The sequence below is a fragment of the Paraburkholderia sp. HP33-1 genome, assembly GCF_021390595.1.
Taxonomy (GTDB): Bacteria; Pseudomonadota; Gammaproteobacteria; order Burkholderiales; family Burkholderiaceae; genus Paraburkholderia.
Map to the genome: position 1 here is coordinate 107,041 of NZ_JAJEJR010000003.1, position 22,757 is coordinate 129,797.

21 protein-coding genes are annotated in these 22,757 nt (G+C 60.4%); 10 read left to right on the forward strand and 11 right to left on the reverse strand.

Translation table 11 applies throughout. The features are described from left to right. Positions 1-258: 258 nt before the first annotated feature. The 3 genes from L0U81_RS27505 to L0U81_RS27515 are packed head-to-tail and all read left to right on the forward strand — an operon-like array spanning position 259 to position 3,208. On the forward strand, positions 259-1,368 hold the full coding sequence (locus tag L0U81_RS27505) for a sugar ABC transporter substrate-binding protein (RefSeq protein ID WP_233808150.1): 1,110 nt from the start codon (positions 259-261) through the stop codon (positions 1,366-1,368). Beyond that, positions 1,368-2,378 (forward strand): ABC transporter permease, encoded by a 1,011-nt coding sequence (locus tag L0U81_RS27510; protein ID WP_233808151.1) that lies wholly within the window; start codon positions 1,368-1,370, stop codon positions 2,376-2,378. The genes L0U81_RS27505 and L0U81_RS27510 overlap by 1 nt, the downstream gene beginning before the upstream one ends. Beyond that, positions 2,378-3,208: an ATP-binding cassette domain-containing protein gene (locus L0U81_RS27515; protein ID WP_233808154.1), complete on the forward strand. Its 831-nt coding sequence runs from the start codon at positions 2,378-2,380 to the stop codon at positions 3,206-3,208. The genes L0U81_RS27510 and L0U81_RS27515 overlap by 1 nt, the downstream gene beginning before the upstream one ends. 15 nt (positions 3,209-3,223) lie before the next feature. Here the strand turns inward: L0U81_RS27515 and L0U81_RS27520 are convergent, their stop codons facing one another. The 8 genes from L0U81_RS27520 to L0U81_RS27560 all read right to left on the reverse strand — a co-directional run bounded on the left by L0U81_RS27520 (position 3,224) and on the right by L0U81_RS27560 (position 11,977). Beyond that, on the reverse strand, positions 3,224-5,386 hold the full coding sequence (locus L0U81_RS27520) for a TonB-dependent siderophore receptor (RefSeq protein WP_233808155.1): 2,163 nt from the start codon (positions 5,384-5,386) through the stop codon (positions 3,224-3,226). Between the two features lie 473 nt (positions 5,387-5,859). Next, the gene (locus L0U81_RS27530; RefSeq protein ID WP_233810011.1) at positions 5,860-6,207 is read right to left on the reverse strand and encodes a hypothetical protein; all 348 of its coding nucleotides are present in this window, start codon (positions 6,205-6,207) and stop codon (positions 5,860-5,862) included. Positions 6,208-6,339: 132 nt separating this feature from the next. Further along, positions 6,340-6,597 (reverse strand): hypothetical protein, encoded by a 258-nt coding sequence (locus L0U81_RS27535; RefSeq protein ID WP_233808157.1) that lies wholly within the window; start codon positions 6,595-6,597, stop codon positions 6,340-6,342. A 233-nt stretch (positions 6,598-6,830) separates the two neighbouring features. After that, positions 6,831-7,844 (reverse strand): Gfo/Idh/MocA family protein, encoded by a 1,014-nt coding sequence (locus L0U81_RS27540; protein WP_233808159.1) that lies wholly within the window; start codon positions 7,842-7,844, stop codon positions 6,831-6,833. A 304-nt stretch (positions 7,845-8,148) separates the two neighbouring features. Next, the gene (locus tag L0U81_RS27545; RefSeq protein ID WP_233808161.1) at positions 8,149-8,346 is read right to left on the reverse strand and encodes a DUF3562 domain-containing protein; all 198 of its coding nucleotides are present in this window, start codon (positions 8,344-8,346) and stop codon (positions 8,149-8,151) included. Positions 8,347-8,506: 160 nt separating this feature from the next. Beyond that, complete coding sequence (gene pstS / locus L0U81_RS27550; protein WP_233808163.1) at positions 8,507-9,544, reverse strand: phosphate ABC transporter substrate-binding protein PstS; 1,038 nt, start codon at positions 9,542-9,544, stop codon at positions 8,507-8,509. 118 nt (positions 9,545-9,662) lie between these two features. Next, on the reverse strand, positions 9,663-11,549 hold the full coding sequence (locus L0U81_RS27555; RefSeq protein ID WP_233808165.1) for a pyruvate kinase: 1,887 nt from the start codon (positions 11,547-11,549) through the stop codon (positions 9,663-9,665). Between the two features lie 236 nt (positions 11,550-11,785). Beyond that, positions 11,786-11,977 (reverse strand): hypothetical protein, encoded by a 192-nt coding sequence (locus tag L0U81_RS27560; protein WP_233808167.1) that lies wholly within the window; start codon positions 11,975-11,977, stop codon positions 11,786-11,788. A 163-nt stretch (positions 11,978-12,140) separates the two neighbouring features. On the opposite strand from L0U81_RS27560, the gene L0U81_RS27565 reads away from it, so the two are divergent. Beyond that, positions 12,141-13,814, forward strand: coding sequence for an FAD-dependent oxidoreductase (locus tag L0U81_RS27565; RefSeq protein WP_233808168.1), 1,674 nt, complete (start codon positions 12,141-12,143; stop codon positions 13,812-13,814). A gap of 63 nt (positions 13,815-13,877) precedes the next feature. Here L0U81_RS27565 and L0U81_RS27570 read toward each other — a convergent pair whose 3' ends face one another. Further along, complete coding sequence (locus L0U81_RS27570) at positions 13,878-14,597, reverse strand: SDR family oxidoreductase (RefSeq protein ID WP_233808171.1); 720 nt, start codon at positions 14,595-14,597, stop codon at positions 13,878-13,880. Positions 14,598-14,921: 324 nt separating this feature from the next. Here L0U81_RS27570 and L0U81_RS27575 point away from each other — a divergent pair, with 324 nt between their 5' ends. Further along, positions 14,922-16,289, forward strand: a complete 1,368-nt coding sequence (locus L0U81_RS27575) for an NAD(P)-binding protein (RefSeq protein ID WP_233808173.1) — start codon at positions 14,922-14,924, stop codon at positions 16,287-16,289. A 79-nt stretch (positions 16,290-16,368) separates the two neighbouring features. Here L0U81_RS27575 and L0U81_RS27580 read toward each other — a convergent pair whose 3' ends face one another. Beyond that, complete coding sequence (locus tag L0U81_RS27580; protein WP_233808175.1) at positions 16,369-16,812, reverse strand: universal stress protein; 444 nt, start codon at positions 16,810-16,812, stop codon at positions 16,369-16,371. Between the two features lie 143 nt (positions 16,813-16,955). Then, positions 16,956-17,465 (reverse strand): sigma-70 family RNA polymerase sigma factor, encoded by a 510-nt coding sequence (locus L0U81_RS27585; protein ID WP_233808177.1) that lies wholly within the window; start codon positions 17,463-17,465, stop codon positions 16,956-16,958. Positions 17,466-17,807: 342 nt separating this feature from the next. On the opposite strand from L0U81_RS27585, the gene L0U81_RS27590 reads away from it, so the two are divergent. From L0U81_RS27590 to L0U81_RS27610, 5 genes are all read left to right on the forward strand, one after another. Continuing rightward, the gene (locus tag L0U81_RS27590; RefSeq protein ID WP_233810013.1) at positions 17,808-18,740 is read left to right on the forward strand and encodes a LysR family transcriptional regulator; all 933 of its coding nucleotides are present in this window, start codon (positions 17,808-17,810) and stop codon (positions 18,738-18,740) included. 121 nt (positions 18,741-18,861) lie between these two features. After that, positions 18,862-19,494, forward strand: coding sequence for a LysE family translocator (locus L0U81_RS27595; RefSeq protein WP_233808179.1), 633 nt, complete (start codon positions 18,862-18,864; stop codon positions 19,492-19,494). A 272-nt stretch (positions 19,495-19,766) separates the two neighbouring features. Continuing rightward, complete coding sequence (locus L0U81_RS27600) at positions 19,767-20,588, forward strand: ATP-binding cassette domain-containing protein (RefSeq protein WP_233808182.1); 822 nt, start codon at positions 19,767-19,769, stop codon at positions 20,586-20,588. Next, on the forward strand, positions 20,585-21,625 hold the full coding sequence (locus tag L0U81_RS27605) for an ABC transporter permease (RefSeq protein ID WP_233808185.1): 1,041 nt from the start codon (positions 20,585-20,587) through the stop codon (positions 21,623-21,625). Before L0U81_RS27600 ends, L0U81_RS27605 begins: the two co-directional genes overlap by 4 nt. 29 nt (positions 21,626-21,654) lie before the next feature. Continuing rightward, positions 21,655-22,659 carry a substrate-binding domain-containing protein gene (locus L0U81_RS27610; protein WP_233808187.1) on the forward strand — a complete coding sequence of 335 codons (1,005 nt, stop codon included), beginning with the start codon at positions 21,655-21,657 and terminating at the stop codon, positions 22,657-22,659. Positions 22,660-22,757 lie beyond the last annotated feature (98 nt).

The following is a 22,757-nucleotide window of genomic DNA, read 5'->3' on the forward strand; positions in this document are numbered from 1 at the left end:
ACGGGCCGAACTCCACTGACCCGGCGTCCCAATAGTCGAACTAGTTAGGGGTATACATGGGTTAGGCGGCGCAACCGCACTGCACTAACATTTTTGCGGTACCGCACGGCGCGTATCGAGCACTTCCGAATCGGGGTTGCACGTCGCCACGCCAAAGTCCCGTGCTGCCCAGCGCATTCCCGGTGCCGTCCAGCATCTGCACGCGATCGACTCATCGTCGACCGCATCGACCCACGAAGAAAAGAACCGGAGGAAGAGATGGCACAGCAACGGGATGACGACCAGGAACACAGCAGTAACGCTATCAGCACGACGCGGCGGGGGCTGATGCAGGGAGCAGGACTCGGCGCGGCGCTGTCGCTGATGGGTGCGCTAGGCGGCGCAGGCGGCCTGATCGGCACCGCGCAGGCCGCGGGGACGGCTTTTCCCCCGCACAAGAAGTGGAAGATCGTGTTCGTCAATCACGTCACCACCAACCCGTTCTTCGTGCCGACGCAGTACGGTATTCAGGATGCCTGCTCGCTGCTCAACATGGATTATCAGTGGACCGGCTCGGCCACTTCGGACGCGGGTGAAATGGTCCGCGCCGTCAACTCGGCGATTGCCGCGAAGGCCGACGCCATCGCCGTGCCGATCGTCGATCCGAGCGCTTTCGACAAGCCCATCCAGGCCGCGCTCGATGCCGGCATCCCGGTGTTCGCTTATAACGCCGACGCGCCGCGCGACAAGAAGAATCCGCGCCTCGCCTATATCGGCCAGGATCTGTATCTTTCCGGCTACCAGATGGGCGAGCGCATCGTGAGCCTCATCGACAGCGGATTGGTCGGGCTTTTCATCGCGACGCCGGGGCAACTCAACATCCAGCCGCGTATGGACGGGGCGAGCGACGCCATCAAGAAGTCCGGCAAGAAGATCGAGATTCAGACCGTGGCCACGGGCGCGACTGTCAACGAGGAGCTATCGAAGATCAAGGCGTTCTATCTGGGCCACCAGGACCTGAAGGGCATGTTCGCCGTGGATGCGGGTAGCACGCAGGGCGTCGCGCAGGTGATGAAGGAATCGAACCTTCCCGCCAAGGGCGTGCACGGCGGCGGCTTCGACCTGCTGCCGACCACGATCCAGCTGATCCACGAAGGCTTCCTCGACTTCACCATCGATCAGCAACCCTACGTCCAGGGTTTCTATACTGTGATGCAGGCGTTCGTGTTCCTCAGCTCGGGCGGCCTCGTCGGGCCGGCCGAAATCAACACCGGCCTGAAATTCGTGACGAAGGATAACGTCGAGCCGTACCTCACTACCTCGACACGCTTTGAAGGCAAGACCGACAAGCAGCAAATCGTTCCGAGGTCCGGCGCAATCAAGTCCTGATGAATACAGTGAACCAATCCAGCAACACCGAAGCGGTCCGCGCGCCCCGGCGCGCGGGTGTTTCATTCGCGTCGCAATGGGCGGCCGAGCTGCGCATCCTCCTCGTGGCCGTGATTCTGGCCGCCTACTTCGAATTCGCGAATCACGATTTCCTGTTCACCAACGCGAGCCTCGTCAACCTTTCGCAGTTCATCGCGCCGGTGGCGATCATCGCGTTCGGCGAAATCATGTTGATGATCGGCGGCGACATCGATCTGTCGGCGGGCATGGTGTTCGCCTTCGCGCCATTCATGATGGTGTTCGCGAATGACGCCGGCGCGCCCATGTGGCTCGCCGTGATCGCGGGGCTCGTGGCCGCGGCGATCGTCGGCTTCGCAAACGGCGCCGTGACGGTGTGGTTGCGGCTGCCCTCGTTCGTCACTACGCTCGGCACGCTCTTTCTGATCAACGGCATCACGCTCACCATCTCGCGCGGCACGCCAGCGCCTACGCCGGGGTCTCCTACATTTGCCGGCTTCATGGGCGCGTGGGGCTACAGCGAGATCATCTGGACCCTGGCGATCGCGTTCGCGATGCACGTGCTCTTGCGGCATACGCGCTGGGGCCTGCATACGCAGGCCGCCGGAGCGAATCCACTGGGCGCGAGCGAGGCCGGCATTCATGTAAGGCGGCTGCGCCTCGGCAACTTCATCCTCGCCGCAGTGCTCGCGGGCTTCACCGGCATGCTCGAAGCCTTTCGGATTACCTCGATCGACCCGCAGGCGGGCGGCAACCAGATCATGTTCCTTGCCGTGGCCGCCGCTGTGATCGGCGGCACGCCGCTCACGGGCGGCTCCGGCACCATCGTGGGCGGGCTCATCGGCGCGGCGGTGCTCGGCATACTGAACGACGGCTTCACGCTCATCGGCATCAACGCGTTCACGTTCAACATCATTCTTGGCGCCGCGATTCTGGCGGCGATGATCTTCAACATCCACGTCGGGCGCATTCGCCGCAAGGCAGGACGCTGATGGACGAATCGCAAACCTCCTCCGCGGGCGCGAATGCCACGACCGCCGCGAACAGCGCGGCCACCCCTCCGCTCGCGCTGCGCGGCGAGAACCTCGTCAAACGCTTCGGCGCGGTGACGGCACTCGACGGCGTTTCGCTCACGCTCGCCGAAGGCGAAATTCTGGGCATACTCGGCGACAACGGCGCGGGTAAGTCCACGCTCGTGAAAATCCTCACCGGCTTTCATCAGCAAACGGGCGGCACGCTCTATATCAACGGCGAGGAGACGCTGTTGCGCTCGGTCGATCATGCGCGTTCACTCGGTATCGAATGCGTGTATCAGGATCTCGCGCTTGCGAATTCGCTGAGCATTTACCACAACATGTTCCTGAATCGCGAACTTGTGCGGCGCGGACCGTTCAGGCTGCTCGACCACAAGCAGATGCGCGAGCGCGCGGCGCAATGTCTCGACGATATCGGCGTGCACGTGCCTTCGGTCGATTTGCCCGTCGAGCGTCTTTCGGGCGGCCAGCGCCAGGCCATCGCCGTGGCGCGCGCCGTGCATTCGAATGCGAAGATCCTGTTGCTCGACGAGCCGCTCGCCGCGATGGGCGCGCGCGAAGCGGGGCTCATCATCGATCTTCTGATGCGCCTGAAGGAAAAAGGCGGCCTTTCCATCATCATGATCATGCACAACTATGCGCAGACGCTCGATATCGCGGATCGCATCATGTTGATGCAGCGAGGCCGCGTGACCTACGAGCAACAGAGCGCGCTGACTTCAGTGGCGGAACTCATGAACATCGTGCAGCGGGAATACCGGGCCATGCGCACTGGCGGCGTGCAGTGAGCCCGTCGATCAGGATCAGAAGTCGATCTTCGCGTTCAAGCTGACCATCCGCGGATCGCCCGGCCCGATGTAGTCCGAGTACTGGAACATCCAGTAGCGGCGATTCGCAATGTTGTCGATCGCCGCGCGCAGCGTCACGTCGTGACCACCGACGCGAATCATGTAGTTCGCCCCGACGTTCACGATCATGTAGCCGCCCGTCTCCAGGTCGCCCGCCGGACGCACCTTCGTGCTGCCCGTGAACTTCGCGTCCGCGCCGACCTGCAGGCCCGGCACGGCGGGCACGTCGTAGGTCACACGGCCGGCGGCGACGAACTGCGGCGCGCCGGCCACACGATTGCCGCTATAGGCCTGCCCCTTCGCGTACCAGGTGTCGAGCAGCATCAGGTTGCCGGCCACCTGCCAGCTGCGGCCGAGGCGCACGCTGGCACCCGCTTCGAGACCTTCGTAGATCGAGTTGCCGTCCTGCACGTAGACGTTCTGGCTGTTCGCGTACGCGGCGCCACGTTCGATGCGGAACAGCGCGGCCGTCGCGCTCCAGCGCTCATGCGCGCTCTTGACGCCGAGCTCGTACTGACGCGAGCGCAGCGGACGCAGCAGCGCGCCGGCGTTCGCGTAGATGTCGGCCACCATCGCGCCCTGCTCGAGCGCCTCCACGTAGCTCGCGTAAAGCGTAGTGTGCGGTTCGAGCTTGTACATCAGCGCGACGGTCGGCGTCAGCACGCCGTTCTGCCCGTACGACGACGCCAGCGAGCCGTTGACGTTGTACGACTGCTGATCGTAGTTGGTGTAGCGCAGGCCCGCGAGCAGCGACCAGCGATCCGTCAGCTGGATCGTGTCGCTCGCGAACAGCGCCTTCTGCGTGATCTCGCTCGCGCGGTACTTGTCGAGACCGGCGCCCGAATAGTAGCGCCACGGGTTCGGCTGATACAGGTTGCCGTCGCCCAATGTGAAGTAGTGCGAAACAGCGCTGTAGTCGTTCGTCTGGTACTGCCACGACGCGCCGAGCGCCAGTTGATGCGTGAAGATGTCGGTCTTCACCTTGCCTTCGAGCACGCCCTGCCAGTAGATGTCCTGGTGGCCTTCGTCGCCGTTCCAACGGTTGTCGATATAGTCGCCCGCCTGGTTCAGCAGCGTCAGTGTGCTTTCGTTGCGGTCGCGCGCCGATTTGCTGTAGCTCGCCGACGTCCTGAACGACCAGTCCGGCGTGATCTGATAGTTGACGCCCACCGTGTACAGCTGCAGGTTCGTGTTCAGGTGCTGATCGGTGCCGCCGAGAAGATTGGTGCCGCCGCTGATCGTCGCGGGCAGGCTCGTGCCGGTATAGCGGCCCGTATAGACCGCGGGCGTCTGGCCGCTCGAGCGGCTTTGCTGATAGATCGCGTCGAAGTAGACGTCGAGGTCGCGCGTGAGCCGGCCGTCGAGCGACACCGCCAGCGAATTGCGATTGATGTTGCCCGCGTTGTAAGTCTTGCCCGCCTCGTGCGTGTAGTTGATGCGCGCGCCGAACATGTCGTCCGGACCGAAACGCCGGCTCAAGTCGACGTGCTGGCTGAACACGCTGTCCATCCGGTAGCCGGCCGACACGCTCGTCACCGGTTGATCGGCAGGCTTTTTGGTCACGTAGTTGACGACACCGCCCGGCTGCACGAAACCGTACATGAAACCGCCAAGGCCCTTCAGCAGCTCGACGCGTTCGAGGTTTTCATAAGGCATCGTGATGCCGTACGAGATGAGCGGATTGCCGTCGATGCGAAAGCCATTCTGCCAGTCGATCGGCAGGCCGCGAATCGAGATGTACGTGGCCCACGCGCTATACGCGTTGCTGTTGTCGGTCACCGACGCGTCGCCCGCGAACACTTCGCCGAGCTTGTTCGCCTGACGGTCGGCGAGTTCCTCGCCGGTCACGACGGTAGTCGAGAACGGCGTGTCGAGCTGCGAACGTGTGCCGAGCGCGCCGATCGACACGGGCGTGCGCAAGTGCATGGGCGAATCCGTCTGGGCGGCCGCGCTGACGTTGACGGGCGGTAGGGCCTGGCCGCCGCCGTTAGCCGCCGGCGCGGCCGACGCCGTAGCGCCCGAACTGGCGGCCGGCCCCGCGGCTTCCCCGCTGGCGGCGCTCTGCGCGAAAGCGGATTGCGCGGCGCCGGCAAAGGCCAGCCAGACGGCAATCTGCATGGAACGATGGAGTGTGAGCCTTGTTGGACGTGCGGTTGTTTGATTCTTCATGTCTACCATCGAGCAAGCGCCTCGGTCAGTTTGTAAATGCGAATGATTCGCATTGCGAGAGAGCGCGATGGTAGCAAAGGCTTCCGCCTTTTGAAAGCATTACGGCGAGATTCGGATGGCTTGCAGTGGCAGCGACGCCACAGTCATGACGGCCTTCGGCCTGCACGGCTTTGGCGTCGCCTGCACGGTTGCGCCGGTTGGGGGAATTCCAGCGCTTTCGACAATTGCTCGAGAATGACGGGGGCGATCCCGAGCGTCGGCTCATCGAGAATCAGGAGCTTCGGCTGGGTCATCAACGAGCGCGAGCGAGTATTTGCTGCTCGCGGCGGGGCCGCCGCGTGGCGGATTTTCCGCATCAGGAGCGATGCATATTTCCTGCGAGATCAGTGGCAGTTCGCGTTATGCGAAATATATGGCGGTCTCTACCTGGCGGGTGGCGTGATATCGCAGTCGCCGGGGTGGGCGCCGCTGCCGGTGTTTTTCAGGGTAAGCACAAGTCTGCTCCCTCTGTTTGTCGTGAGGATCTGACCATAGCTAACCGTCGGAATAAACTGGATATCCGGCGCAACCGCCACAGGGGGATTTCTGGCCCCGTCGACGGTCAGGTCAAGCTCCACGGTGACCGAGTCAATCGCAGCGCCCAAATCCGGTTTCCGGCCGGCCTGATCTTTTCTGAAATTGCACAGGCCCGTGAGAACTTGCTCGAGAGCAGTCGGGATATCAACCGGCTTGCCTGGTGGGATCGGAGGTGTGTTACAGCCAACGATCATGAACGGCAAGGTGCAGATCGCTACAAATCGGCAGGCTCGCATCAGGTTCCCCACTTGATCTGATACAGCTAGTCAGTCCCGCCCGTGCTGTCGCTGGTTCAGTGCCAGGCTGGCGCACCTGAAGGCGAACGCTCAATACTTGATGTTCCTGGCCGCCTGTCGGCCGCCCTGTTTACTTTGCCGCTTGTCCTGCCGGCATTGCGAATTGCTCTTCTGGTCCGTGGCCCTGCACTCCTGCTTCGTATGCCGGGCGCCCTCGCGTGTCTCCTGGCGAACGTCACGCCCGGCGCGACGTTGCTGAGCCTGCTCGGTTGCCCAGGAGGTTCCCGCGGAAGCCATCACGGACACAGCAATGACCGCAACCGCGAACTCCCGGCTCCGTGAAAACATGGTGACCTCCGTATTCTGTTGTCGTGTTCATGCCGCTGGTGCCTGGTGAGCAGGCTTCTCGCTGGAAACACGGTTGTTCTGGAACGTGGGAGCGGCTTTGTAGAAGGGTGCCACGCGTGGATCCCGAGTCAATCGGACCTAAGTCCTAGGGTCTGTTTACATCTTGAACGCACGTGCGTTCAAGATGTAAAACCCTACGGCCGGCGCGACGGAAATTGCGCCCGCGAAACACTTCAACCTTGCTGGATGCTCTCCCACGCGCCCGATCGGGCCGAGCGGAACACCGCATCGATCACTCGCATATTTGCGCGCGCATCTTCTAGCGGAATAGCCTGCGGATTTCCACTCAGGATCGCCTCGGCGAACGTGGAAGCTGCCACGCCATATTGATCGCACACCGGCAGTTCCAGCCAGCGATCAGCCGCGACACCGTCGCTGGTGTTTTCAGTGATCAAAAGGCGCGTCGGCCGATCATTAGGTGCATTGAATGGAATCTCGACCTCGATCCGCCCCTTGGTACCGTGAAATTGCATCCGCTGATAGGGATAGGTCTGGGTCGAGTAAAAGAAGCTCGCCTGCACACCATCGAAATCCATCAGCACGGAGCCGAGCCGGTCCACTTTGAAGATGGGATCCTGTTCCATCAGCGAAACCACCCGCTTTGGCTCACGCCCAATAGTGAAGCGCGACGTTGTGATTGGATAACAACCAATATCGAGCAGACCGCCGCCACCGAACTCTTTCTGGTTGCGGATATTGTTTGCGATCGTGTTGTAATAGGTGAAACCGCCGGTCACCGCCCGCAATTCGCCAATTGCACCTTCGTCAATCAGCGTGCGCACCTTCATCCATTGCGGATGCGTGCGAACCATGAAGGCTTCCTGTATGTATCGGCCATTCGCGTCGCGCGCAGCGATGAGTCGTTCAACCTGTTCAACGTCCAAACCAATCGGCTTTTCACATAGGACGTGCTTGCCCGCCTCGACGGATCGGACCGCCCATTCCACGTGGAGATGATTGGGTAACGGAATATATACCGCGTCGATTTCCGGGTCCGCCAGGAGCGCCTCGTAACTGTCGTATGCGACAGCCAAACCATATTTGGCCGCGGCTTCCCGCGCCTTCTCCGGCGATCGCGACGCGATGCCCTTCACCCGGCACTTCGGCGCGTTGTGTGTGGGCACGACCACCTTGTCGTTGATCTTTGCTGCACCCAAAATTCCCCAGACAATTTCATCCTTTGCCATCACATCCCTTTTCCGATTGAGCATTCCAGAACTCGGGCAGGCTGAACATTCGCGGGAGTCGACAGGTCCATGAACCCGCGAACGGCCTCAAGCGCCCGATCGCGTCAGTTTAACCTCGGTGCCTGCGATTCCGGATACCCGAGCGCACTCGAGCGCCTTCGCGATCGAACGGCTGTGTGCTGGTGTGGAGCTGATGTCTGAGTGACTGAGTGAAACTGCGGTCGAATGTCGTCTACTGGCTGAATACGGTTAGACACTGCATTGAGCGTGCCGATACATGCTGTTGAGTGCCCCGCACAGGCCCTCAATGCGATTCTCGTTGCCAACGACGTAGATTGTCCTTGACACGACGAGCGACGAGGACCGTCAGGTAGTCCGTGATTCGTGCGCCCTCGCTGTATTCCGTCCACGTCTCCTCGTACATCCGCGAGACCGTTTCCACTGGGATGTTGGTAGCAGTGGCAATCTGCCTGATGACATCTTCGACGTTGGGCGTGACCATATCTTGCTCCTGGCGCGCGGTGATAAAAGACCGCCACTCACACATTACCCGCCTCGGTACATGAGTCGATTGACGTGAGTCAATTGACTCCCTGCATGATAGATCACGAATTGGTTGGCGTAGCCGGTTGGCCGTCCATGCTCTGTACTAGCCGCTACCTTCACTGAAACACCGGCTTCCCCGAAGCGTCCTTGACCTTCGTCTTCCACTGCGAGCGGATTTCCTGCACGACCGAATCCGGCATCGAGATGTAGTCGAGATCGCTGGCAGCCTGCCCGCCGTTCTTGAACGCCCAGTCGAAAAACTTCAGCGTCGCCGCGCCTTGCGCCGGCTTTTCTTGCGTCGCATGCAGCAGCACGAAGGTCGCGCCGACGACCGGCCATGCATCCTTACCCGGCTCGTTCGTCAGTATCTGGTAGAACGAGGTCTTCCAGTCCGCGCCGGATGCGGCGGCCTTGAAGGTTTCCGTCTTCGGCAAAACTACGGCGCCCGCCGCATTCTTCAGGCTGGTGTAGACCATGTTGTTTTGCTTCGCATACGCCCACTCGACATAGCCGACCGCGCCCGGCAGGCGTTGCACGAACGCGGCAACGCCATCATTGCCCTTGCCGCCCGTACCGGTCGGCCAGTTCACCGTCGTGCCTTCGCCGACCTTCGACTTCCACTCGGGGTTCACCTTCGACAGAAAGTTAGTCCAGATGAAGCTCGTGCCCGAGCCGTCGGCGCGGCGCACCACGGCGATATCCGTATCAGGCAGCTTCATATTCGGATTCAGCGCGGCGATCGCCGGATCGTTCCATTTCTTGATCTTGTTCAGATAAATGTCGCCGAGCACTGCACCCGACAGAACAAGTTGCCCCGGCTTGACGCCCGCCAGATTCACGACCGGAACCACGCCGCCAACCACCGTCGGGAATTGAAACAGGCCTGTCTTCGCCAGTTCGTCGTCCTTCATCGGCGCGTCGGAGCCTGCGAAGTCGACAGTCTTCGCGAGGATCTGCTTGATGCCGCCCGCCGAACCAATGCCCTGGTAGTTGACCTTGCCGCCCCCCGCCTTGTGGTAGGCATCGGCCCACTTGTTGTAGATCGGGGCTGCAAAAGTGCTGCCCGCTCCGGTGATATCGACGGTTTGCGCTTGCGCGGCCGCGACGGGCAGCAGTGCAATGGCAAGAACTGCGAATCCTCGTTTGAACAGCATGGCCCGCCTCCGCTAAATGAATTGACAGCGTTAATGTTCTAGCAAGCTAGGCACGAGTTGTGTCAATTTCGTGACTACTTCTTTTAACCCAGTCGTGCTCCCGTGCAGAATCGCACGGCTACGCATCCGACCCGGGCGGCTTGCGGATGGCCACCTGCAACTTGCGCAGGAGCGCGGACTTCTTGCGATGGTGCTCCTCGATCCGCTCCAGCACGTCCGAGAGGAATTTGAGCGTTTCAAGAATGTAAGGTCCCTTGTTCAGCATCACACACTCGGCGCGGCTGCCCATCGCTGCGTCGCTGACCTCGGCGCGTGAAGGCAGCCCGCCCTTGGCTAGCGATTCAAGCACCTGCGTGGCCCAGATGACCGGCACGTGCGCCGCTTCGCACAACCACAGCATCTCCTCCTGCACCTCGGACAGCCGCTCGAAACCCACCTCCACGCCCAGATCACCACGGGCGATCATCACGGCAATCGGCGGATGACGCATCGCGCTCAACAGAAGGTCCGGCAGCCGGCTGAACGCGGTCTTCGTTTCGATCTTGAGAACGATGCCGAGGTGTGACGCGTTGAGCTTCCCGATTTCGCGCAGCAAGTCGTCGATGTCTCTGGGACGCTGTACGAACGACATCGCCACTGCGTCGGCGTGCTTCGCGACGAACGCCAGGTCCTCGATGTCCTTGCGCGTCATTGCTGGCAGCGCAAGGTCCGTATCCGGCAGGTTGATGCCCTTCTCGGACCGGAGTTTTGCCATGCCTCCTGCCACGCCGGTGATCTCGACCCGCAAGCGATCCTCGGTGACATCGCGAATCACACCTCTGAGCTTCCCATCGTCAAACAGGATCGGCTCGCCGATACGCGCTCCACTGAACACTTCAGCGAGCGCACACGAGATGAATGCCGGTTCAATGACCTGGCCGTCGTCATCGTAGGTTGCACCGCAACCGGGTGCTTCCCCGTGCACGACTTCCAGGGTATCGCCGACGCGCAGCGCGATCCACTGCTCAAGCGTCGCCAGCGCGCCCACTTCGCCCTTCGCGATGGACGATTTCTCTCGCCGCAACGTCAGGCACGTTCCGGGTACGACAAATGCAGGCCTGTCGGTTTCGCACAGGCACTCGCCCGGACGAACTTCAACGACGTGAAGCACGCGCTTGCGCTCGCGCGTGTCAACGAATGCAAAGGAATCGCCCGGTTTGGCCTTGTTCAGAAGCGTAGCTTCGACGGGAATCGTCGGCATATCCGCATCGGGCGGACTGTTGTCCGCCACCAGTCGCACGCGGGCGGGTTCGGTCACCTGTCCCAATGCATTGCGGGTTGGCCGCCATTTGACGACGGCCGGTCCGGGCGCGATCGGACCCGTGCGGAGTTTCGGGCCGGCAAGGTCGAACGAAACCAGGCAACGCTTGCCCAGGTCTCGCTCCGCCTCACGCAGATGCTTGACCATCCGCTCCCAGACCGGTGGCGAATCGTGTGCGCAATTGACGCGCATGATTCCCATGCCTGCTTCAACCATCGCCCGAATCAGATCCGGGTCGTCGGCCACTTCCCCGGGCATCGTAACCATGATCCGGGTCTGCCGACCTTGCGGCGCCAAACCCAGGATGGCGTTGGTGTGCTCGGCGAGCAACGCGGGCCCGGTATCGAACGTGATCGGCGGATCCTCGACGAGATCAGGGGGGAAGGGTTCGCGCAGCAGCACGTAGAGGATTCGGAGCACGGCCTGGAGCGAGGCGATGACGTGCGCCTCCATGCGTCCGAGGGAGCTGAGTCCCAGGCGCGCCAACTCGTCCTGAAGGGCACGCACATCATGGCGTCGTACCGCGAGGTAGTGAACGAGATTGACGGCGCTCTCGCGCATCGAGGGCGCCACCAGCTCGAACTCGGCGCTAAATTCCTGCTCTGCAGCGAGGGCAGCACGCCACAATTCCTCGACGCCGCTTTTCGATTGCCCGAACTGCGCCACCCAGGAAGCCTCGCGCTCCGTGCATTGTTCGACCTTCATACCATGCCCCTCCCCGAGTGATAAGTAACGATGTCCGCAACGAAGTACGCATGGCGAGTGCGGCGTTCGTCATGGGGAACAAGCTAGGCGGTTCGAGTGACAGTTCGCTGACAGGGAGCGACTCACTCTCAAGCATGTGGATAGATTATTTCGGGCGCAGAAGACCGGGGCACCATGTCGCATGGTGCTAGCTAAATTGCTAGCCCTCTATCACTGAACGCCGAGGAGCGGACTCCTCATCCGCGTTTCGTGAGGTTGACGGTGACGATTTCGTATCCGGGATCAGCGTGCTCGTTCGCGACCTTATTCGCTTCCTCGTACGAGAGAAAGGACGTGGCTTCTTTAATTTCCGGTGCCAGGCCGATATCGCCGTCCTCTGCGGTACAGAGGAACTTCTCGCCGGTCTTCACGACGTAGACGATTGTCATGTCTCCCTCCATGACTTGCATGGGGAACTTCCAGTCTAGCAGGCCGGAAGGGTTGCACACGGTTCGCAACGCCGTTTCCGTAATGCTCAACAGAGATATCATCCCTACACCGGATGCAGCACATCCACGACGAGTACCTCATGTTGACTTGATGGAATCCGCCATGGACAAGGACACTTCAGGCAATCCCAACGAGCTGTCATCAGGCGGAAGCCGCCACCATCAGGTATACCCCACGCTGAACGAAGCGCAACTGGCGATATTGGAGCGATATGGCGAGCTGCGCAAGCTGAAAGCCAACGACATCCTCTATTCCGAAGGCGACCGGCACACGGGCATGTTCGCCATTCTTTCCGGAACGATCGAGGCCACCAGACGGTCCGTTCAAGGCCCTCGGTCTCTCGGCATACATGGCCCCGGCACTTTCACCGGCGAAGTCGGCACGCTCGCCGGCCGGGCCGCGGTGGCCACGACGCGCGCGCTGTGCGATTGCGAGGTCATCGTCATCGATGAGGAGTCGCTCCACGCGCTCGTGATTGCTGAAGCAGAGTTAAGCGAAACCATCATGCGCGCCTATATCCTGCGCCGGGTCGCTTTCATCCAGGGTGAACAAGTAGGCTTGATAGTGATCGGCAGTACGTCCTCAGCCCCTACGTTTAGCCTGCGCCACTTTCTGAGCCGAAACGGTCAACCCTCGGCCTACTTCGATACTATCGAGCACGCCGAGACAAAAGAACTCCTGACACGCTATGGCGTAACGGAAGCCGATATTCCGATTGTGGTCACGATGCAAGGCATCGTGCTGACGCGACCCAGCCACAGGGCCGTCGCAGACGCAATCGGCCTGAGTCCCGACCGGCTCGATGGCGAGCACTTCGAGCTCGTCGTGGTGGGTGCGGGGCCGGCCGGGCTGGCAGCCGCGGTGTACGCTGCATCAGAGGGATTGAAGGTGGCGGTTCTGGACGCCAAGGCCCCGGGAGGTCAGGCCGGCACCAGTTCGAAGATCGAAAATTACTTTGGTTTTCCGACTGGCATATCCGGGCAGGCGCTAGCCGGTCGCGGCCTGTCTCAATGCCGCAAGTTCGGCGCAGAGGTCGGCGTGCCCATCGAGGCACTGTCGATCGACTGTACGGACACCCAATCGTTTCACCTTGGCCTCGATCATGACGAGCGCGTTTATGCTCGCGCTGTCGTCATTGCCACCGGTGCGCGCTATCGGAAGCCGGCGCTTGCCCGTCTCGAGCATTTTGAAGGTCGCGGTGTCTACTACAGTGCGACATTCATGGAGGGCGGGTTCTGCAAAAACGAAGAGGTGATCGTGGTGGGCGGCGGGAATTCGGCCGGACAGGCTGCGGTATTCCTCGCGAGGTTCGCGCGTCATGTCCACGTCGTCGTTCGTGGCGAAGGACTCCGTGCAAGCATGTCGGCGTATCTGATCAGCCGGATCAACGCGGCGGCCAATATCACGGTTCAGACGAGAACACAAATCGTCGAGTTACACGGCGAGTCGAGACTCGAGGCAATATGCTGGGACCGGCAGGGGCAGATCGAACTCAAGCCCATTCGGCACGTTTTCCTTTTTCTGGGCGCGGAGCCCAATACCTCGTGGCTTGGTAATTGTGTCGCCCTGGACAAGGATGGGTTCGTGCTAACAGGAGCCGAGGCCGGCGGGAACTGGACAGCAGATCGGCCGCCGCATGATCTCGAGACCAGCCGGCCCGGCATCTTTTCGGCCGGCGATGTGCGCAGCGGTTCCGTCAAGCGAGTAGCGGCGGCCGTGGGCGAAGGGGCAGCCGCCATTCAGGCAGTTCACCAATATCTTGCTCGCGGTGGGTGAGTTGTGCCGGCCATCCTGGACATCAAGCGCTGCCCCGCAAAACCGGCGCAGCTTCTCCCCCACTCACTTCCGTTCGACGACATCGGGATCGATGTAGCCCGGAACCGCCAGCGAGAGAGTCTGCTTCAGCGCCCGGCCGCCGGCATCCGCTAGCACTTCGCTCTCACCCGCTTCAAGCGCGTCGTACGTCTGGCGGACGACATCGACGGGATTCGCTTTCGGAACGTCGAGGTTCTTCGTGAGATCGGTATCCACGAAGCCGACGTGCAAGCCCAACACCCGGATATTCCTTTCCTTCAGCTGGGCCCGGATGTTGTTGCTGTAGCTCCAGGCTGCGGCCTTCGACGCCGAATACGGCGCCAGCATTGGGACCACTCGCCATACGGCCTCGGAAAGCACGTTGATGATGGCGCCGTTGCCGTCGCCGGGAAGTGACGGCTCGAACGCGCGCGTCGTTCGCATGACGCCGTAGTAGTTCGTCTCGAAGGTGCGGCGCGCGTGATCTTCCGCGCAATCGGCGAGCGGCGAACCGGTTATTTCCCCGATTCCCGCGTTGTTGACCAATAGGGTCACGTCCGATGCGTTACGGGCGGCCACGTCGACCGAAGCGGGGTCCGTCACGTCAAGCTTGACGGGAATGATGCCGGGCTCGCTGAAAACCGCCGGGTTACGGACACCCGCGTAAACCTTCGCCGCACCGCGGGCAAGCGCCTCACGTGCGAATGCAAGACCCAGTCCGCGGCTGGCGCCGGTCACGAAAACTACGGAATCTTCGATTTTCATTTCAACCTCATCAGTTAGTACGACACAACGAATAAGGACCGGAAAAGCTGTCGAATGCCAACAGTGCGGCATGGGCGGAAGAACACCGACATCTACTTCCAGGAACGCGCAAGCCGGTTTTTCGATTCCGTCAATAAACACTTCTTCCTTGTTGTAGTGGCTCTATTTAATTGAGTGCAATTCGTAAAGCGGAATATAGAGGAGATCATCGGCGTTCTAATCAGGTGAGTTGATTCGCTGGACCGATCGACGCTCGTATTGAAGCCGTTGCGTCGTTCCGCTTCGGCGAATCAGCTCGTCACCCTGAACAAATAAGGAACTCTGATGTCGACTAACCCTACATACAAAAGCGCCGTGGTCATCGGCGCAGGAATCGGCGGACTTGCGGCCGCGCAAGCACTCGCCGATCATTTCGACCAGGTGATCGTTCTCGAACGAGATCACTTGCCGTCCGACACGCGTCCGCGGCGTGGCGTGCCGCAAGGCAAGCATCCGCACGGTCTGCTCTCTGGTGGACTTGGTGCGCTGTGCGACCTGTTCCCGAACTTCACAGCCTCACTCGCGGATGCGGGGGCACACGCCGGGGACGCCGGACTTCATCTACGGGTGGAAATGCCGGAACAGGAGGCTTTACCGCGACGCTATCTTGACGTGCCATTCTTCACAATGACGCGGCCGTTACTTGAACGTGTAGTGCGTCAGCGCGTAGAGGAGCGGAAAAACGTCGTTTTTCGCGGCGGATGTCGAGTGGTTGGTATAGTTGGCGAGCCTGACGGAAGATCTGTCTGCTCGGTGTCGTTCATTACCGCTGAAGGGAAACTCGAGGAAGCTCCGGCAAACGTGGTGGTGGACGCGTCTGGCCGCGGGATCCCCACACTGGATTTCCTGAATTCGACAGGCCACCCGATGCCCGAAGAAACGATCATTGGTGTGGGCCTTTCTTATGCGACCGCGGTCCTTGAGATAGCCGACGATTCGAAACTCCTTTTCAAGGCATTGGTGACATCGCCAAAGGCCCCGGCGCGATGCTGCCGTGGCGTCATGGTCCTGCGTGAGGATGGCTACTGGCTTGTTACCCTCGTACAGCGAGGCGTTGATCGGCTACCGGCCAACAGAGAGGAATTTCTTGCGCTCGCTTCGAGCCTCGACCGCCCCACCTTGTACAACGCCATCAAGGATTCAACGCTCCACGGCAAGATCACGCAGTTCGCATTTCCTGAAAGTTGGCGGCGGCACTTTGATCGTATCGAGGATTTCCCGCGTGGTCTGATCCCAATTGGCGATTCCGTGTGCCGCTTTAATCCCGTCCACGCCCAGGGTATGAGTGCCGCACTGCAAGAGGCTGTGGTTCTACGAAATCTTCTTGCCGCGCGGGCGACTCAACAGGTTCCATTTGCGACGCTGGGGCAGGAATATCTCTCGGCGATACAGCCGATCATCGAGAACCCGTGGACCTTGTCCGCATTTCCCGACCTCGCACACCCAGACGCAGAAGGTGAACGGCCGACCGATCTGGAAGAGGTGCTTGAATATCAGTCGGCAGTCGGTCGTGTGGCATTTCATGATTCGGACGTTCACAAACTGCTCTACGAAGTCTTGCATTTGATTAAACCAGTCAGTGCTCTACATTCGCAGGAAGTTATGGATAAGGTACGAGGCAATCAAAGTCCGATGCTGGAAATAACAGCGTAGGCCGATCCACAAGATAAGTGCAACGAATACCGGGTCGATATCACGGCCCGGTTAGCACCGCGCATGCGAACCCAGATACTCAATCAGGCGTAACGGTGACGATCATCATCCCCGCCAACCTTTCCACCAGATCGATGTGAAGCGGACGGGTTCCGACCCAGCGTGCGAGGCCTGCTTTCGTACGGTGGCCGATGACGATCAGATCAGAACTCAATATCTCGATCATCCGTGTTATTGCGTCTGCAGCGTGGCCAAATACGACGTGGCCGCGTGCGAACACACCATGCAAGCCTAACTCGTCGATTGCGTCTTTCAAGGCAGACCGGGCGTTCTCTTCCATCCGCGATATCAGGACATCGCTCAACATGCCTCCAGTCATGGCGTTTGTCCCCACGTAATCGACAACTGTGATGACGTCGACAAGGGCCGAAAGCGCAACGGAAAGATGTGCACACCGAATCAAAGCAGTTTTTGCTTCGGTTGTTCCATCATAGAACAGTAGTATCTTGGAAGAATTTGACACAGGTATTCGCAGTATTTACGTGCTATAGGACCAGACGGCGCTTGTGCGTGACGTTCAATGAAGTCTGGATGTAGTCAGTCAAACCAATTCAGTCAATACAACGCCGAAGCGTCGGAAAATATTCCGCGTTTTGTGGCCTCAAACTACATATTCCTCAACCGGAATCGGGCGCTGATCGCAATGCGGGCACGCGCAAGGCGGCTCATCACCGTGCCGATCGGCACACCTAGCACGTCCGCTGCCTCCTGGTAACTCAGACCTTCAACGGCGACCAGCAGCAAGACCGCGCGCTGCGCATCGGGCAGACGCTGCACCGCATTCATGATCTGTGTGCCAAAGACCGCGCTTTGCGGATCTGCCCCCTGCGGGTCCGCTACAGTGTCCACGAAGCTCTCATCCCAATCGACGCGGGCCCGACTTCGAACATTGCGTGCCCGGATTTCGCTGACCCACGAGTTATGCATGATCGAATACATCCAACTTAACGGTGCGGTATCCGCCTGCAATTGATGGGCGCGCTCAAGTGCTCTCAGGCAGGTTCGCTGCAAAAGGTCCTCGGCATCGTGCTTATCGCGTGCGAGGTGCAGCGCGAATATCCGCAGCCGAGGCAGGAGTGCCGGAAGCACGTCATGAAGACCGGCTGTGGACGACATTGCCTTCCTTTGCAACAAAGTGGCGCCGCGTTGAATTAGCGGCTCCCAGGTGCCTACGCGCTGCAGAGCGATTCATCGTAATGCCTCAGTGATGCGCGAACAACGCAGTCTGCGAACCGATTGCGCCGACTCGACTCGCCGAAACGGAATGTCTCGTTGAAATGCATTCTGGAGAACCGCCAGACGTAGCGAAATGACATGAATGGCACTAGACAAGTGACACCGACTCACCAATGAGGCATGATGGACTTGGGTATCCAGCACGCCTGTCCGGTGCAGCGTTGCCGTGTTGACCTTCCGTTGATCCGTTGCGATCAGTCACCCGCATCCACCCGCGCGACCATGAGATCCAGTAGCGAGAAGCTGTCCAGTGGTATTGGCGTGTTCGCCGCCGTCGTTGATGCGGGGACCTTTTCAGCCGCTTCGGAGGCGTTAGGAATGTCGCCGCCGGGCGTCAGCCGGGCGATTGCGAGGCTGGAAACGAGGCTGAAGATCCGGCTCTTCAACCGAACGACGCGCTCCGTCTCCCTGACCGAAGAGGGCCGTCGCTTTTACGAGCAGGTCATGCCCCACCTCGCCGGGCTGGAGGAAGCAGCCACGGCCGCGGCAGGTGGCGCGTCGGCTGTGCGCGGCAAGCTGAGAATCAATCTGGATCCCGTCTTCTACCAGACCATTCTCGGGCAGCAGCTGGACGGATTCATGGACGCGCACCCCGACCTCGAAATCGAGTTCATCGCGCGGGACAATCTTGGCGATCTCGTCATGGACGGCTTCGACCTCGCCGTGCGATTCGGCGAGCCCAAAGCATCCACCCTGATCGCGCGAAAGCTGCTCGATACCGGTATTGTTACGGTCGCAGCGCCCGCGTACGTCGCTCGATGGGGACGCCCCGCAAAACCCGAGGACCTTGAAAACCGAAGCCACAAATGCATTGAATTTCGCAACCCGGAAACGGGCAAACCGTTCCCCTGGGAATTCCATCGCAAGCGAAAGCGCATCGTGGTTGACACGCGGGGACGGCTCACGGTCAACGATCCGAGTGCGATTATCAAGTCATGCCTCGCCGGTTCCGGAATTGCGCAGATGCTCCTTCTCGTTGCCGAGCCGCTGATTGCCGACGGCAAATTGATCAATCTCTTTCCCGAATGGGCAGACGAGCGGTATCCCTTATACGCCTACTACCCATCGCGACATCATGTGCCGGCGAAGACGAGAGCGTTTCTTGACTTTGTTGTCGAGTTGACGAGCACTAGCCGGCGCGTTGGCGCGAGTTAGCGGTTCGCAATGCCGGTCGAATCCGCAACCGAAAGCAGCCAGTCAAGCTGATTGACCCCTTAACATTCGTTCACTAAACTGAGATCCCTTTTGTATTGCCAACAAAACGAAAGGGGATTTCATGCTCGGCCTCACTACGCTCGGACTCTTCTCGGGGGCATGTGTCGCCCTTACCATGACGCCTGGTCCGGATATGCTGCTAATAGCGTCCCGAAGCGTAACCCAGGGGCGATCTGCCGGCTTTGCATCGCTTGCCGGAATTCTGGTGGGAACCTACTGTCACGCAATGCTGGCAGCGTTTGGCCTGTCCCAGTTATTTCTTGCTGTTCCAATTGCTTACGATATTGTCCGGTTCGCTGGCGCAACCTACCTGCTCTATCTCGCGTGGAAGACGTTTCGCGCATCCCCAATCTCGACTGCACCGGCACGAAGCGAAGCTCGTTTTCCCATTCGAAAGATTTTCGCGCAGGGGTTGCTAACCAATCTGCTCAATCCGAAGATGGCGCTGTTCGTCCTCGCACTATTTCCGCAATTCGTGAGTCCGCAAGATGGCGCAGTGGCCGTTCAGATCATGACGCTCGCGACAGTGCTCAACTTCATCGGTCTGATCGTGAACGGCGTCGTCATACTTTCCGCAAGTCAACTCAGCCAGCGCTGGGCTAGCCGGCGCCGTCAATCGCGGGCCCCTCAATATCTGCTTGCGTCAGTTTTCGCCGGATTGGCAGCGAGACTCGCCGTCGCGAGCCGCAATTGAAAAAGAACGGGTGGCATGAAATGCGTGCGCATCGGTCTATTTGCACTTCTGGTTCTCATTCAATGCCTCCGGTTCCATTGTCCACCTTATCCTGGTGCCCATGAAACCGGCAGCAGTCCAGTCCAGGCGATCCTTGAACTGGACTCTAAGTGTTGCTAAATTGTAGAGACTTTCCAAAGCAAGTTGATGCGGCGATCGATAAGCAAAGGGGAAAGTTTTATGGCTGTCCTCGTACACAACGTCGCTGTGGATCATTCGAGCTGGAGCGTAGCGTGAAGGCGAGCCAGGCAGCGCCAGGTACGTGCGCCTTTCAGCATATCGTGCGCGCGCAGGGCATCAGCCTGTCCTACGGCAAGATACGCGCGCTGTCCGGCATCGATCTTGCCATTGGGCGCAATGAGATCGTCGGCCTGATCGGTGATAACGGCGCGGGTAAGTCGACGCTCATCAAAGTGCTGACTGGTGTCGTGCGGCCGAGCACGGGCAAGCTGTTCATCCGGGACGAGGAGGTCGACTGGAGCCGCTTTTCGGTGCGCGAGGCGCACCGGCTGCGCTTCGAGACGGTATATCAGGAGAAATCGCTGGGCGAGAAGCAGCCGCTATGGCGCAATTTCTTTGTCGGCCGGCAGATCATCAACCGGTTCGGCTTCATCAGGGTTGCTGAAGAGCGGCGCATTGCCAACGCGATTTTGAAGCGCCAGCTCGGTTTCCGCGGCGTGGGGGTCGACGCGGATTCGCTGATTGCGAAACTCTCCGGCGGCGAGCGTCAGGGCATCGCGATCGGACGGGCGATGTATTTCGACAGCGATCTGATCATTCTCGATGAACCAACGGTGGCGCTTGCCGTCAGCGAGGTCCGCAAGGTTCTCGACTTCGTGCGCTCGATCAAGGAGTCCGGCCGCGCCTGCATCTACATCGAACATAACCTCGCCCACGTGCACGAACTCGCCGACCGGATGGTCGTGCTCGATCGTGGCCGGATCGTCGCGGATATCAAGTCGGGTGAGATGAGCCTCGAGGAACTCACCCGGTATTTGATTTCGCTGCAGCAGAGCGGGCACGGGCCGGCGCCGGCCGCGGGGACAGGGACGTGAGTGATCCCATAAAAGACAAACAGCCGGCGCGGTTAGTGTGTTTTCGCCTGCCGGGTGTTGCTCGCCTCGAGGGAGTGCCGAGCCTCGTCGTGTTCGCGTTGGTGGTCGGCCTGTTCATGGCAACCGCACCGCGCGTCTTTTTAGGCTGGCCGATCTACTTCTCTTTCCTGACCACCGTGCCGCCGCTGGCGGTGTTGGTGATTGGGCTTACTCTCGTGGTCGCGGCGGGGGAGATCGATCTGTCCTTCCCCTCCGTGATGGCATTCTCGGGCTTTCTGTTCGCCTGGTGCGTGAACACCACTGGATCAGCCTGGCTAGCCGTGATCGCGGCGCTGGCTGGCGGCGCGCTGGTCGGCGTGGTGAACGGGGTGCTGGTCGCGGTGGTCGGTGTGCCTTCAATCATCGTGACAATCGGCACGCAGTTCCTCTGGGCTGGTGTTGCTTCGATCCTGTCCGGCGGGCTCTCCAATGCGCTCCAGGAACTCGCCAACGGTTCAGCCTATGCAGTATTCGCGGGCACGCTGTTCGGTGTGATCCCGATGCAAGCGCTCTGGGCGCTCGGGCTCGCAGTGTTCATGTGGTTCATCCTCAATCGCCATCGTTTTGGCGAGCACGTGCTGTTCATCGGAGACAACCGCAACGTAGCAAAGGTCGTGGGCATCAATGTGGTGCGTGAGACGATGAAATTGTTCACGCTGATGGGTGTGCTGGCCGGTTTCGCGACTGTGCTGCTCACGCTCGAGAATCTGAACTATTTTTCAACCCAGGGGCAGGGCTACCTGCTGCCTGCGCTGGCCGGTGTGTTCATCGGCGGCACCTCAGTGTTCGGTGGCACGGCGACGATCGTGGGTACTTTCTTCGGCACTTTCGTGATTGGCATGCTGGAGGCCGGAATCGTTGCGACAGGTATCGCCGGCTTCTGGGTACAGGCGATCGAAGGAGTGGTGTTCATCGTCGCCGTGACGCTGCATCTGTTGGTAGAGAATCCCGCCAAGCTGCGCGTGTTGCGCGAAAGGTTCAGGCTTGGGCGGCGATAAAGCCGTTAAATCAGGAGAAAGGAGCAGAAATGATCAAGATCATGACGGGATTCCTCCTGGGGCTGAGCGTTCTTGCGTTTGGCCTCGCGCCGAAGGCCGGTGCCACCGAGCCGACCTCGACGGGGCCGCTCGGCGCCGGTATGACGATGTATATGCAGATGGGCGGAAACCCTGGCGACGGCGCGACTCTGCCACGTCAGACCGGGGCTGCGGACGCGGGGCATGCCTTGGGCATCAAGGTGATCGAGCAGTTCTCGGCCTGGAGTCCAGAGACGATGCTTGCGCAGTTTCGCCAGGCTATGGCCGCGCATCCGACGTGCATCGGCATCATGGGCCATCCGGGCGATCCAGCCTTCGCGCCGCTGATCAAGCAGGCGGTAGACCAAGGCATCATCGTTACCGTCGGCAATACGCCGCTACCCGAGAACCAGGCACTCTACGACGCAAAGGGCTTCGGCTACGCCGGCGTCGAACTCTACGTGGGCGGGCAGATCACCGCGCAAGCGATGCTCAACGCTGGGCTCAAGAAGGGCGACGAGGCGCTGGAATACGGTGTGTTCAACGAGAGTGTGCGCAGCCAGTCTGACCGTGGCCTTTCCGAAACGCTGGAGAAGGCCGGTGTGAAGGTGACCAGGCTCAATATCTCACCTCAGGTGGATTCCGATTCATCGCTCGCCGTGCCGATCCTGGTCGCCTTTATCCAGGCGCACCCTAATCTGAAGGCCATTGGCACTCAGCACGGCGGCGTGACCGGGTTCATTCCGCAGGCGCTCCAGCAGGCTGGCAAGAAGCCGGGGCAAATCATCGTTGGTGGTATCGATCTGGCACCGGCCACGATTTCGGGGCTGCAAAGCAAATTCATCACCGCGACGCTCGACCAGCAACTTTATCTGCAGGGCTTCCTGCCGGTCACGCAATGCGTGCTCTCGGCTGCTTATCATTTCGCGGGACTGACCATCAACACCGGCGCAGGTGTCCAGACACCCGCGACGATCGACTCGCTCATTCCGCTGATCAAACGCGGGATCCGCTAAGGCCGGATGATGTGAGATCGCATGGCGTGGGTGCTGCCCTCGCCCATCCGAATCCGCCCTACGCAATGATTCAGCGACTGCTTCCCCCTTCTCGTCGA

Bases quoted from the DNA above. Each gene is read 5' to 3' on its own strand.
- L0U81_RS27505 (WP_233808150.1), top strand. From the start codon at position 259: ATGGCACAGCAACGGGATGACGACCAGGAACACAGCAGTAACGCTATC.
- L0U81_RS27510 (WP_233808151.1), top strand. From the start codon at position 1,368: ATGAATACAGTGAACCAATCCAGCAACACCGAAGCGGTCCGCGCGCCC.
- L0U81_RS27515 (WP_233808154.1), top strand. From the start codon at position 2,378: ATGGACGAATCGCAAACCTCCTCCGCGGGCGCGAATGCCACGACCGCC.
- L0U81_RS27520 (WP_233808155.1), bottom strand. From the start codon at position 5,386: ATGCAGATTGCCGTCTGGCTGGCCTTTGCCGGCGCCGCGCAATCCGCT.
- L0U81_RS27530 (WP_233810011.1), bottom strand. From the start codon at position 6,207: ATGATCGTTGGCTGTAACACACCTCCGATCCCACCAGGCAAGCCGGTT.
- L0U81_RS27535 (WP_233808157.1), bottom strand. From the start codon at position 6,597: ATGTTTTCACGGAGCCGGGAGTTCGCGGTTGCGGTCATTGCTGTGTCC.
- L0U81_RS27540 (WP_233808159.1), bottom strand. From the start codon at position 7,844: ATGGCAAAGGATGAAATTGTCTGGGGAATTTTGGGTGCAGCAAAGATC.
- L0U81_RS27545 (WP_233808161.1), bottom strand. From the start codon at position 8,346: ATGGTCACGCCCAACGTCGAAGATGTCATCAGGCAGATTGCCACTGCT.
- pstS (WP_233808163.1), bottom strand. From the start codon at position 9,544: ATGCTGTTCAAACGAGGATTCGCAGTTCTTGCCATTGCACTGCTGCCC.
- L0U81_RS27555 (WP_233808165.1), bottom strand. From the start codon at position 11,549: ATGAAGGTCGAACAATGCACGGAGCGCGAGGCTTCCTGGGTGGCGCAG.
- L0U81_RS27560 (WP_233808167.1), bottom strand. From the start codon at position 11,977: ATGACAATCGTCTACGTCGTGAAGACCGGCGAGAAGTTCCTCTGTACC.
- L0U81_RS27565 (WP_233808168.1), top strand. From the start codon at position 12,141: ATGGACAAGGACACTTCAGGCAATCCCAACGAGCTGTCATCAGGCGGA.
- L0U81_RS27570 (WP_233808171.1), bottom strand. From the start codon at position 14,597: ATGAAAATCGAAGATTCCGTAGTTTTCGTGACCGGCGCCAGCCGCGGA.
- L0U81_RS27575 (WP_233808173.1), top strand. From the start codon at position 14,922: ATGTCGACTAACCCTACATACAAAAGCGCCGTGGTCATCGGCGCAGGA.
- L0U81_RS27585 (WP_233808177.1), bottom strand. From the start codon at position 17,465: ATGTCGTCCACAGCCGGTCTTCATGACGTGCTTCCGGCACTCCTGCCT.
- L0U81_RS27590 (WP_233810013.1), top strand. From the start codon at position 17,808: ATGAGATCCAGTAGCGAGAAGCTGTCCAGTGGTATTGGCGTGTTCGCC.
- L0U81_RS27595 (WP_233808179.1), top strand. From the start codon at position 18,862: ATGCTCGGCCTCACTACGCTCGGACTCTTCTCGGGGGCATGTGTCGCC.
- L0U81_RS27610 (WP_233808187.1), top strand. From the start codon at position 21,655: ATGATCAAGATCATGACGGGATTCCTCCTGGGGCTGAGCGTTCTTGCG.